Source organism: Proteiniborus sp. MB09-C3 (assembly GCF_030263895.1).
Lineage (GTDB): Bacteria > Bacillota > Clostridia > Tissierellales > Proteiniboraceae > Proteiniborus.
The window spans coordinates 1753616-1766462 of the sequence record NZ_CP127161.1; the positions used below are offsets into that span (position 1 = coordinate 1753616).

At 31.9% G+C, this 12847-nt stretch carries 7 protein-coding genes; 3 read left to right on the top strand and 4 right to left on the bottom strand.

The features are described from left to right. Nucleotides 1-259: 259 nt before the first annotated feature. The 3 genes from QO263_RS08460 to QO263_RS08470 form a co-directional block, all read right to left on the bottom strand. Nucleotides 260-1561: a hypothetical protein gene (locus tag QO263_RS08460; protein WP_285628800.1), complete on the bottom strand. Its 1302-nt coding sequence runs from the start codon at nt 1559-1561 to the stop codon at nt 260-262. Next, on the bottom strand, nt 1548-2039 hold the full coding sequence (locus QO263_RS08465; protein WP_285628803.1) for an RNA polymerase sigma factor: 492 nt from the start codon (nt 2037-2039) through the stop codon (nt 1548-1550). Before QO263_RS08465 ends, QO263_RS08460 begins: the two co-directional genes overlap by 14 nt. A 228-nt stretch (nt 2040-2267) precedes the next feature. Continuing rightward, nucleotides 2268-4499 carry an alkaline phosphatase family protein gene (locus QO263_RS08470; RefSeq protein ID WP_285628806.1) on the bottom strand — a complete coding sequence of 744 codons (2232 nt, stop codon included), beginning with the start codon at nt 4497-4499 and terminating at the stop codon, nt 2268-2270. Nucleotides 4500-5281: 782 nt separating this feature from the next. Here QO263_RS08470 and QO263_RS08475 point away from each other — a divergent pair. The 3 genes from QO263_RS08475 to QO263_RS08485 are packed head-to-tail and all read left to right on the top strand — an operon-like array spanning nt 5282 to nt 9950. Then, complete coding sequence (locus QO263_RS08475) at nt 5282-6679, top strand: ABC transporter substrate-binding protein (RefSeq protein WP_285628812.1); 1398 nt, start codon at nt 5282-5284, stop codon at nt 6677-6679. Between the two features lie 28 nt (nt 6680-6707). Beyond that, nucleotides 6708-8159 carry an ABC transporter substrate-binding protein gene (locus QO263_RS08480; RefSeq protein WP_285628815.1) on the top strand — a complete coding sequence of 484 codons (1452 nt, stop codon included), beginning with the start codon at nt 6708-6710 and terminating at the stop codon, nt 8157-8159. Between the two features lie 27 nt (nt 8160-8186). Beyond that, nucleotides 8187-9950, top strand: coding sequence for an ABC transporter permease (locus QO263_RS08485; protein WP_285628818.1), 1764 nt, complete (start codon nt 8187-8189; stop codon nt 9948-9950). A 234-nt stretch (nt 9951-10184) separates the two neighbouring features. Here the strand turns inward: QO263_RS08485 and QO263_RS08490 are convergent, their stop codons facing one another. Continuing rightward, on the bottom strand, nt 10185-12089 hold the full coding sequence (locus tag QO263_RS08490; protein WP_285628820.1) for an acyltransferase family protein: 1905 nt from the start codon (nt 12087-12089) through the stop codon (nt 10185-10187). Nucleotides 12090-12847: the final 758 nt, after the last annotated feature.

Consider the following 12847-nt stretch of genomic DNA (forward strand, 5'->3'; position numbering starts at 1 on the left):
ACGTAAAATCTAACCCGCATTTACTGTTCCCTGTGTAGCAGGAATTCTTGCTATAACAAGCCTTTCTGTAATACAATACACAAAGATACTTTTCTCATTTTATAAAATTTCTATCAAAGCTGTGTTTTTATTTGTTGATATCATGCTATAAATAGCAGCTTTTTTAATCGTAATTATACAAGTTTTGACTGCAGATATTCGAAATGTAGAGAAAAATAAGGAGCAGTTCATATGAATCGCTCCTTATCTACAAACCACATTATTTCTTAATCTGCTGTAAGATATCAAACATTGCCTCTGATGAAGCACCTTTTATTCTGAGTTCCACTAAGATATCTCCATACAGTACACTGAATCGCATTCGCGGACCTGGCTCATCGCCTGAGTCTGAAACCTCATAAGTTCGTGACTTCACTGCCTCAAGTGTCAGCTCCTCACTAAGAAAGATAGGATTATCTACGATCTCCCGTAATTCGTTAGGAACAGAATCTGCACGAGGAATAGGATATAGTGAGAGGTCATAATTGCCTGTGTCTTCAATAGAGGTAATTCTCATTTTGTCGCTTTCATCTAGTGTTGAAACATGCCAGTCTATATATCCCATGCCTTTTACCCAATAGGCGCTCAGTTCATCCCCCTCTTGATTGATAAAGCGCAAGGCCTCCTCGAAAACAAACCCGTCTGGGATTGTTGCCGGTAAATACTTTCCGAAATCAACGTCTGCACGAGCCTCATCCAGATTGAGTTGATCGTTGTGCAGCTCGGGTACGATAGGATGGAATACGCTTAGATCAGCTGTTCCTCCCTTAATGAGTGTGCCAATGAGGGCGGAGAATTCTTCCTTAAGGGTTTCCTTTTCTGTTTCTTTGCCGCCAAGCTCTACATAATAGGCTATATCCGAAAGCTTGAAGGATGCAAAATAGATGATGTTTTTCTCACCCTTGCTGTTCGGCTTGGTCTCAAAATATCCTGCTGCGACTGATGTTCCAAAGACATCTGAGTTTTTAATATCGCCCTCCATTATATAATCAATTATTATCTCATTAGGTGAAATCTGGATATACGTCTTAAGGCCAGATGCAGATACTGCGTGAGCATCAATATTAAATAAGGAGACATCGCTTTCATTGCTCTGAAAATTTGCAGTGGCTGTAACGCTATGTGTATCTGATAGGTCGGGAAAAACAGCCTTAAGTTCATCAATAGTTAGCTCTTGCCAGAAATGTCCCTGTATTACACAGTTATCGGATGTGGAAAATAGATTGTTAGTTTTATTGAAATACAATTCGTAATCCTTTGATGTATCAGGTGTATATATATTTAGGTCAGATTGTGAAGCTAACAGATTATTTTCTGGCGTAAGTTCTGCATTACGTTGCATTAATTGAGGTATTACAATTACGCTCAGCAAGACTACAGCAAGGCAGGCAAAGACTGTGGCGTAACGCTTAGCCATGATATGGCTACGAATAGGTCTGGTATTGGTAGTGCAAGACACAAGTTTCTGGTGCAGTGTGTCTGAAACTGATATTTTATTCATATATTCGTTATATGCTTTCATAGTCATCCTCCTTTAAAACAGATTTGAGCTTTTGACGTGCACGAGTCAGGTGGCTTCTGATGGTAGATTCCTTTCGCCCGGTTAGCCCAGAAATATCCTTAATAGAATAACCTTCGTAATAAAACAAATGGATAACAGCTCGGTATTTAGGTGGTAAGGCCATAATCTGCTCCAACAATTCATACTGCTCTGCTTCCCCAGCAGGATATGAATCGAGAAGCTGCACCGTGCGTTTTCGCCAAGGAGATCGCAGGAGGCTATTACAGAGGTTCACTGTTACCCTGATAAGCCATGCTTTTTCATGATCTTCTGACTCGAATTCTGGAGTCTTCTCATAAGTACGAAAAAATGTCTCCTGCACCACGTCCTCGGCATCAGATACGTTTCCCATAATAGCTAGTGCAGTACGATAAAGTCTATTTTCATGTTTTGTTACAAATGCTTCAAAGTCCTTCGGCCGATAGGACTTATATGCCATTTGTATCACCTCCTTTAACTCTTTCAACCTATATACGCTTTAGACGATAAAAAAGCTGCAAAGTATCCTGAAAAAATATATTAGCTACAAATATTGACCTAGAAAGAATGACTATAAACTGAAATTCTATTTTGCATAGATATGATAGAATGTTTTAGATTGTATGTCCTAATTATGAAAGTACTATGGCTATATTTCGTTGAGCTGTCCTCCTGTGTTATATTTATACTATTTTATATCATTTATCAGCATTCCTAAAGGTATAAATAAATAGGTTAGTATCAAAGCTGCAGCTATTGTACCTGTATCATTAAATAAGAAGATAGCTATTCCGCCTAATAAAATCACAATAAATCCTTTAAATAAATTAGGATAGCTCTCACGGATTTTTATTAGAACTTCATTTTTACGTCTATATAATAAAATCGTTAAAATAGCTTGCAAAAATAAAATGATATTCCACGAAGCATGAATTAAGTTCCAAAAGACTTGACCTAGCTTGGAACCAATTATCTCAAAAAACTTACTCCAACCACCTGCTATTAAAGATTCCAGTGCTTTTCCTGCATGAGTGGGGCTTGGATTAAATAAGGCATCCAATGCGGCTAGCATAATGATACCTACAAAGACTCCAGCAACTATAGCTGTTATTTTTGTTAGAGAAATTTTTTTATCAAAGATTGCCAGTAAAGCAAATAAAGAAATTAACATAGCGGACAATGTTCCACCCATATTAGCTCCTAAGAAAGGGCTAAGAGCTACTATTACCAAAGACATATAAAAAGTTATAAATACAGCCATAATAGATCTATTAATTTTATATAGATGAAACAATGAAAATATACTTAATAAAGTAGAACCCAGCAATATCCCCATATAGTCGTTACCTATGCCATAAAACCTTCCGCCTGCAATAGCATCTGATCCCAAAGGAGAAATAATCATCAACTTTTCCACAAAATAAATATCTATCAACAGCAGTACGCTAGTTGATAATCCTAAAATAGCCATAGCCATTAAATTTTTTCTGAAGATTTTATTTGAAATATAAGCTATAATAAATGCACCGCCACAGACATAGATAAGATCAAAAATTATGGATTTATAGCCAAACAGCGAGACAGTCATCATTGTTAAAGGTGTTGCTATTATTGCTAGACTTAGATAATTAAGAATCTTATCTGGCAATCCTTTCCACCTTGTAAATCGAGGTAAGTAAAATCCAATTAAAGTTATACCTGTTAAAATAATAAAAGACCAGTGAAAAATACTTCGATATTTCCTCAAATATAAAAATTGCGCTTGATTGCTAAGTAAAATTTGTATGGGATTTTCATTGCTTACTGCTTGCATTGGTTCTCCAATAAAACCTTCAGGTGAAGTAATGTCAAAAAAATTTAGAATAGTAGGTCCAAAATCAAAATTGGTGACTAATCCTTCTCTACGAGTTGTGATTGAGGTTAACAATCCTTTTTTGGTGTTAGTACTTGACATAATGACAGGAGTTAAAGCAAAGTTACCTTGATTAATCATTTCTCTTGAAGGATTAGGGGCTATGACCATAAATAAGGTTTTTTCTAGATCGACTTTTTTGATAACTTGACCAAGGAATGTATCAGCTCTCTCAATAGCTCTAATCTTTTGTTCCTCTCTAACATAATCCGTAGTTAATCGGTCAGTTTTCTGTATTCTTGCAGTATCCCCATAATCTATAAATAACATATCCACGTGGGGTAAAATACGCTCTAATTCCTCTAATAACTTCTCCTGATTCAACTTGATTCCACCTAAAACATTAATATCACTAATTAATAGGTCAGAGCCTACAGAGCCAAAGGGAATTACACCATTTTCATCCATAGCCAGCATGGTGACTTCTCTGGCTGGTGTATTTAAATCACTATTTCCTGCAACACCAATGACAAGACCTTTTTCCTTAGCTATTTTACCCAGAAGCCCAACCTGGTTATTAGGGGTAATATCTAAAGCAGTTCTTTTTATATCTCCAATGGCAACATTTATTATTTCACCATCTGGAGGGGTTTTACCAGTATATAATTTGTAAAGGTCGCTAGCTGCAATATATTCTGGTGTCGAGTTATAGTTCGATAGAGGATACATCTTATTCCTTTCGAAAGCTAATCCACCCTGAGTAGATGCCAAGGTTCTTACACCCATCCCCAAGCTAAGATAGGTGCTTCCTTTATTAAGTGAACTTGATCTTGCTCGTGTATTCATAAGCCCTATAGCTCCATGTTCAAGCAATAGGTCAATGCTTGGAGTGTTGCTATTAAGTATTTCTTCCAAGCTGACTTCATCCAATATTAATATAATGACTTTTTTGCCTTCGATATTATCAGAGGCAGCCACTGTTTGGGGAATTAGCATACCTAAAACAAGGCACATCATTAAAGCTAAATGCAATGTATATTTAAAGATAATCTTCCAACTTTTTTGCAAACTAATGTTCCTCCCTTAAAGTGATTTATATAAGGCAATCTATTTGAATCAACTTAAGATTAATATGATATCTGAGACAATAATTATTGTAGTATTAATAGTTTTATCAAAATCTTCAGTATTATTTTCAAGATTATTAATTTTAAAATCACCTAAAATTATACTAGGATAAAAAAATATCTTGAACCCTAATGAATCAAGACATTCACTTTTGTCTTATAATTTTCCAGAATCGTTTAAAGAGCTAAAATTATATTAGCATAAGATAATTTCCATTTCAATTTGCTATTTATTATTAGAGTTTCTCCATTTTTGGGAAAGTTAAAAGCTAAATCACAAAAATTTTCATATTACCCGTTTTTTAGGAGCAAAAGACAATTGATATAAGGTATTTTGATGATGATAGCCTTGGTGTCGTTGGACAAATGAAAATATTGAAGATATAATAAGGATATTATATGATAAATAAAGAAATATTAGTCATTTTAGCAGTTAATACCGCGATGCCCTTCTCAGTATGAAATATAGTAAAATAATTTAGTCTAAATTTACCCTTAATTTCAATATTAAGAGGCATATACTATGAAAAAGAAACTACACATTGATGATTATATTTCTTTTTATATAGATGAAGAAAAAATACATATATTTGATTATGAGACAAGCATGAGAATTTTTAATAAACAAGAGGTGTAAAACAATTTACAATAAGAACATGGAGATATAAAATGACCAGATTTAATCGAGGATATCAGGTTAAGAGAAGGGAGTTGTAAACTAAATTGAAATATAAAATAATACGGAAGATTATTGTAGTCTGTATGGTAGTAATTATATTATCTGGATGTTCAAATGATGTAAAGATAGACAATAATCATCCTGTTATAAAAAGCAATAATGAATTAAGTGGAAAATTGACAGTAACGACTGTTTTCGATGGATATATTGACATATTTGCAGAGGAATTTATGGATATGCATCCTAACGTGGAGATTGTAGTAGAACGACCAGATGAGAATAAGGCTGCATATATGTATCGAGTCGCTATAGACTTGTTAAGTGGTACAGCTAGTGATTTGATAGATTTAAGCGGTCTAGATATCAACTATAAAGCTCAAAGCGGTCTATTAGTCAATATATACGACTTTATGGACAATGACCCGGACTTTGATAAATCTGATTATTACACCAATATTTTTGAAGCTATGGAATATGAAGGAGGCTTATATGCCATGCCTTTATCATTCAATTATGATATGGTGTATATTAGTAAGCCTTTATCAGAAAGTATAGGTTTAGACTATGAAGGATATAAGAACATAAGCTATACTGAAATGCTTGATATCTATGAAAATGTAAAAAAGATCCATCCTTCACCAGAGGAATTTTATCTTATGCCTGGTGTTTCAAAAGAATCTTTTTTTAAGTATGAATCTGTTGATTTTTTCGATATTGAAACTGGAGATGCTAATTTTGATAGTGAGGAATTTATCCAGCATTTAAAGCTTACAAAAAAGCTGAATACAGTTTATCATCCAGACACTCAGGAGTGGGATTTTACACGTGTAGGAGTTAGAAATGAAGATTTTTTAATAAGAGATTTTATGTTCGCTAAATTTACAACTACTGACATAGATTTGAAAAATATGATGGTTGAATTTGAAAATACCATAAGTCCTATACCATTTATAAGTAGTAAAGGAAAGGCGCCATTCAGCAACTTACTTTCAACATATGCTATTTCTAATAATAGTGAAAATAAAGAGCTGGCATGGGAGTTCTTAAAATATTGTGCATCTGCTAAGGAACTACCTGTATTTGAAAGCGAAGAAGATGAATACAAATACTCTTTTATGTTTTGGGGAAATATACCAATAAATATTGAGAATTTTTATACCCATTTCAGACATAGTTTTGAATCCGAGATTAAGTGGTATAAAGAAAACGGACTTGATGGTAATTGGAAATTTACAAATGAAGAAGAGAAGGAAAAAATGTTTCAAGATACTTTAGATCAAATACATAAATGGAATCAAGAAAGAAATGTATTAGTTGGAAATCTGGAATTAACACATCTACTAAGAGAAGAACTGGATAACTATTACTATTATGACTTAGCAACGGCCGAAGAAACAGCGAAAATTATTCAAAACAAGGTTTTTACCTACCTTAATGAGTAGAATTTTATATAGTGGGGAGGAGAAGCATATGAAAATAAAACATATACTCAGAGAGATTGCCGTTGTTTGCATTGTAACAATTATGCTGTCTGGATGTTCTTCTTCAAAAAATAATACAATAACAAATGATAATATGATGACAAAGGACAACAACGAATTAAGCAAAACGATGACAAAAGACAATAATGAATTAAGCGGAACATTGACAGTCACAACCTTTTATGACGGATACATAGATATTCATGCAAACAATTTTATGGATATACACCCTAATGTGGATATTCAAATTATAAGCCCAGATGAAGATGGATTTGAGACATGGGAGGGGTATGCTAATAGAGTAGCCGTAGAGATTATTACAGGAAAATCAACCGATTTAGTAGATTTATCCAGTTTAGATGTAAATCTATATGCTGATAGTGGATTATTATGTAATTTGTATGATTTTATGGATTATGATTCTGCATTTAACAAATCGGATTATTATACTAATATATTTAAAGCTTTGGAATATGATAATAATCTTTATGCAATACCCTTTACATTTTTTTATCATATGGTGTATATAAGCAAGCCTATGGCAGAAAGATTAAAATTGGAATTAACAGACCAAGTAGGGATAGATTATAAAGAAATGATAAATATATATAAAAAAGCCAAAGAATATCATCAGTCGCCAAATAGTTTTGGACTTATGCCTGGTGCCGTGAAAGAGAGCTTTTTTAACTATGAAGTTATAGAGTTTTATGATGCAAAAAATAAAACGGCTTGGATTGATGGAGAGGATTTTATACAGCATTTGAAAGTTACAAAGGATATCTATACGGGATATTCTCCAGACAATCCAGGAGGATGGAGCATGACACGTATAGCGAATGGCGATGATGATTTTATGAAATCAGACTATATGTTTTCAAAATTTGAATCAAATGCTATAGATTTATATAATATGATGATAAAATATGAAAACGTAAGTAATCCTCCTATACCCTTATTAAATAGTGCTGGCAATTTACCATTTACTACTACTTTTTCTTCTATGTATGTAATACCTCAAAGTAGTTCAAATAAGGAACTGGCTTGGGAATTTTTAAAATACTGTATATCTGAGAAGGAAATATCGGATTTTGAAAATGAGGAAGAAGAAATGTTATACTTTATGATGTATCAAGGATGGATACCTATAAATATAAAGAATTTTTATACATCTTTTAGATATAATTTTGAAAAAGAGATAGAACTTATAGAAAAAGCAGGATTTGATGTTAAATGGAGATCAGATAATAAAGAGAAGTTAATAAATGAAACTTTAGACCAAATTAACAAATGGAACTCAGAAAGAAATAAACTGATTTCGGATTTTGAATTCTGGACTTTGTTAGAATCAGATCTGAGAAATTATTACTATTATGATTTAACGACAGCAGAAGAAACAGCCAAAATCATTCAAAATAAAGTAAGTTCTTATTTAAATGAATAAAATTTAAATAAATGAAAGGGAAAGCATATGAAAATAAAACGTGTGAAAAAAGATAGGCTATTACCATATATATTACCTAGCTTATGTGGGATATTGTTTTTTTATGGTATCCCCTTTATATTGTCCTTTTATTATGCCCTATTAAATAATATGGGTGAGAAAAAGCTTATAGGTCTAAAAAACTTTTCAAATACATTACAAAATCCAATGTTTCAAAGGGGTTTAAAAAATCAAAGCCTTTTTATAGCTATTGCCGTTCCTTTATGCTTTATTTTAGCTTTATTTTTTGCATTGCAAATAATGAAATTAAAAAAAGGTAAAAAGCTTATATTCTTAATATCAATAATACCCTTTGTTATTCCATCAGGTACAAGCATATATTTTTGGAAGTGTATTTTTGATGTCAATGGACTTGCTAATAAAATTCTTTATTCCTTAAATATCCCTATGGTTAACTGGTATAATAGCAAATGGGTCATGGCTATTGCTGTGATTATATTTATTTGGAAAAATGTAGGGGCTACAAGTTTGATATTGTATGTAGGTCTTAATCAAATACCTAAAGAGTATTATGAAATATCTGATATAGAAGGAATAAATAGATTTCAGAAATTCTATAAAATTACTTTAGTATATCTTACACCGATTATTTTTATTTCTATAATATTGTTAGTAGTTAATTCATTTAAGATTTTTAAAGAGATTTACTTATTGTTTGGGAACTATCCAGGTGAGAACATATATCTGTTACAGCATTATATGAACAATCATTTCTTTAGATTAAATCTACAGAAGTTAACTACAGCAGCATATCTTCTATTTGTAATAATTGGAGTTTTCATATGCTTAATGTTTTTATTGCAAAAACGCTATTCAGATACTTTTAATACGCTTAATTTTGACGGGAGCTATAAAAATACATATAGTAAAAGAAATAGCTACTTTGCTAGTAGCTTCTCAATTATAATGGGATTACTTTTTTTATTGCCTATAATATTTATTATATCTAATTCATTTATGGGTGAATTAGAGATTATTAGTAGGTATACAAAAGATATTACACAATATAATGTGACTGATTTGACAGCAAATGGTATGCATTTTGTCAATATAGGATTTATTTCAGATAATCCTACTATTAGCAGCTATTTAAATGTATTATTTAATAATCCTAAATATCTAAAAGCATACCTGAATTCTATACTAATCATTGTGCCTATTCTAGTAGGTCAGAGTATTATTTCTCCATTGGCTGCATATGCCTTTGAGTATAGTAAATGGAGGTATAAAGAAATATTATTTTTTATTTATATATTAATAATGCTAATGCCTTTACAAGTCCTTTTAGTGCCTAATTATCTTGTCGTAGATTGGTTAGGGCTTGTAGATACACATTGGGCAATTATACTTCCTGCTATTTTTAATCCAATAGGTGTGTTTATTATACGATTACAATTAAAAGGCTTTCCTAAAGAATGTATTGAAGCAGCACAAAATAATGGAGCTACACATTTTCAAATATTTAAATATATTGTTTTACCAAATATGAAGTCATCCATAGCAATATTGGTAGTATTAATATTTACAGAGTATTGGAATGTGATAGAGCAAGGAATTGTATTTCTTAAAACTTCGAGCTTAGAGCCGTTATCAATATATTTATCGCAAATTGTAGATGAGAATCTAGGTGTGTTTTTTTCCACTTCATGCTTATATCTGATACCTGTTTTCATAATTTTTTTTATTGGGAGCAAGCTTTTGTCAAGTAATGATAATAAAAGTGTTTTATAATAGTGTATTAAAAAAGAATTGAAAAATAGAGAGGCATAAAATATGGATTTTATTCATCTAAAGAAAAAGAGGTGATAGTATTGGCTAAACATGAATTAAGTATATTAAAATCTAAATGAAAGTAAATCATTATCCAAAATAAAAATTCTAATGCACCTCCAAAAGCTAAAAATTATTGTCTAACTTTTGGGGCGCACTTCAAAAGTAAATATACTTGATACCATAAAATATATATTATATCTTTAAGTTCTTGCTAATAAGATTTACTAAGGCTTCGGCCCCCTTAGAATTTAAATGTACACCATCTTGTCCAAAATATTCAGGATGTTTAGAAGCTATAGAATACCAGTCAATTAAGGTTACATTTTTTCGTTCTTCAGCTTTTTCTTTTAAGGTTTTGTTGACCTTACTTTCCCAGGAACGTGGCACACGGGTATTTATTAAAAAGATATGTGACTTTGAGAAAGAGTCAAGCAGTTTATTAATTTGTTTACTTGTAAAGTAGCCATTTGCTCCTAGTTCAATGATAACTGCTTTATCAGAAGCATTAAATGCAGTATACTTAGCAGCTAAAGTTATTGCTTCAGACATTTGCCTTCCAACTTTTCCATCGATTGTGATGTTGTTATACTTTTCATTAAGGCTTTGAGTAATATTTAGCATAATAGAATCTCCAATAGCCAATATTTCCTTATAAGCTTCAACTGCTGTTGATGAAGTGTCTTCATTATTATTATTATTAGAAATTACCGAACTTTGTTCGTTAGAATTTACTTCTCTATTCTTACTAGAACTCAGTTCATTTTTTTCAGTAGATATGCTTTTATCTTTTTCATCAAAACTTGTATTAGAAGCTTTGTCTTCAGAAACTTGATTTGTATCTATCTCAGATGGATGTGCTTCGGCTTTCCCAAAGCTTGGCCTTACTTTTGTCATATTAACAACGCCAATCACAAGTGATATAGCCACTAGTACTGATACTACAGCTGTAGTTTTTTTTGCAAAGGTTAAAGATCTCCTCTTGATGAAATTTACAGCTAAGTAATTACAATATTTTCTAAACCCAAGCTTTCGTATTGGAAGCTCTATAAAACGGTATGAATACTCTGCAATGATACATGTAATAATCAGCTGAAAAAAGACACGTAAATATGATGGATTTCCTATTTCATAAATAGGAGTACTTAAGACCATAATAGGATAATGCCAAAGATATATTCCATAGGATCTTGTACCAATCCAACGCAGAGGCTTCCATGAAAGTATAGGGCCTAAAATCCCTTTTGGATGACACACACATGCTATAAGTAAAGCCGTGTTCAAGCTAAACAAAAACAATCCACCTCTATATAAAAAAGAGTTATATTCATCTATAAATATAGCGCTAAAAATAAAGATAGAAAAAGTAACAATACTTATGAGCTTTAACGCATTTTTGTGCTTTATAGAAGCTTCCTTAGTGAAAGGTTTACTGTTTGCCAAAACAGCTGCTAGGAAACCCCCTATTAATAATTCAAAAGCACGAGTATCTGTCCCATAATATACACGGCTTGGATCAGCAGTTGGATTATAAAGTATACCCATCAAAGTTGCTGAAACTAAGGCTCCGATAAAAATCATATTTGAAAGCTTGTTGGCTTTTTTACTAATTCTTAGTCCTATTATGAGTATAAATGGCCATAAAATATAAAATTGCTCTTGTACTGCCAAAAACCAAATATGCTTCAAAGGAGATGGAGAGCCAAAGCTATCAAAGTAAGAAAGCTTATGATAAATAAACCACCAATTAGTTGTGTATGAAATAGAAGATATTGTATCACCTAAGAGGTTTGCTAAAAGTCCATGGTTAAAAAGTACCACCCATAAGAAAGTGACTATAATCATTAAATAAGCAGAAGGTAATAGTCTGCGAAGACGACCTTTCCAAAAAGTTATTACTTTAAAGTTTTCTTGTGACAATAAAATCTTAGAGGTTACTAGATAACCAGATAAGACAAAAAAGATATTAACTCCTAAGAATCCTCCTCTAGCCCAGCTAAAGCTGAAGTGATAAAAAACCACAAATAAAATTGCAAAGGCACGAAGCCCATCTAATCCTGTTATATAACGACGACTGTGTATAGTACTCAATATAGACATCTCCTCCTACTTCCTTAATTTGAACAGATATTAGAGATAAGCAATTTCAAATTTAAGCAAAATATTTAGAACAATTTGTGATTTTAGTAATAAAATTCAAAAATGTTTAATTAAATTGTGAGGTTGCTTATCTATAGTTATAATCTCTAACTTAAGTATACTAGTTTAAGGGTTAGAAGAAGTTTCAAATAGGTTATATAAGGATTACAATACAGTTACAAAAATATTATTGCTTGATTATTCATCTAAGTAATGCCCTGAGCATATATAATATCTTTTGAGGTATAAGATTATGGCGAGATTTGACAATAGACCTGTTACGACAAATAACATTCTGATTACCATAGAAGAGCTACTGACGAGAGTAAATGCACAAATTAACGGGCATATCAGAGATATAAGTTCTTCCTAAGAATAGAGACGAAGCAATTCAGAAACATTTTTCAATATCTGTACCATGTGTAGGCATTTTAAAAATATTTAAGTTGTTTACTATATATGACGAAAATGGCAATTAAATTATTTGTTATGCAAAACACGGATAAACAGCGAGACCATATTTGCGATGGTTCGCTGCTTATCTGTTTATCTCTAAGATGTTTATAAGTGGACGTTCTTTTTTGTTACTAGATAAAGAATTACATCCTTTTTGAATAATAGTTACTAAGCGTAATGGCCAACATAATTTCTAACAACAAAACCGAGGTTATCATTATTATAGCAATGATATTGACTTGTAAAAAAACCATAGCCATAAT

What these genes read in the sequence shown, in the direction of transcription:
- QO263_RS08460 (WP_285628800.1), bottom strand. Translation starts at nt 1,561, where the DNA reads ATGAAAGCATATAACGAATATATGAATAAAATATCAGTTTCAGACACA.
- QO263_RS08465 (WP_285628803.1), bottom strand. Translation starts at nt 2,039, where the DNA reads ATGGCATATAAGTCCTATCGGCCGAAGGACTTTGAAGCATTTGTAACA.
- QO263_RS08480 (WP_285628815.1), top strand. Translation starts at nt 6,708, where the DNA reads ATGAAAATAAAACATATACTCAGAGAGATTGCCGTTGTTTGCATTGTA.
- QO263_RS08485 (WP_285628818.1), top strand. Translation starts at nt 8,187, where the DNA reads ATGAAAATAAAACGTGTGAAAAAAGATAGGCTATTACCATATATATTA.
- QO263_RS08490 (WP_285628820.1), bottom strand. Translation starts at nt 12,089, where the DNA reads ATGTCTATATTGAGTACTATACACAGTCGTCGTTATATAACAGGATTA.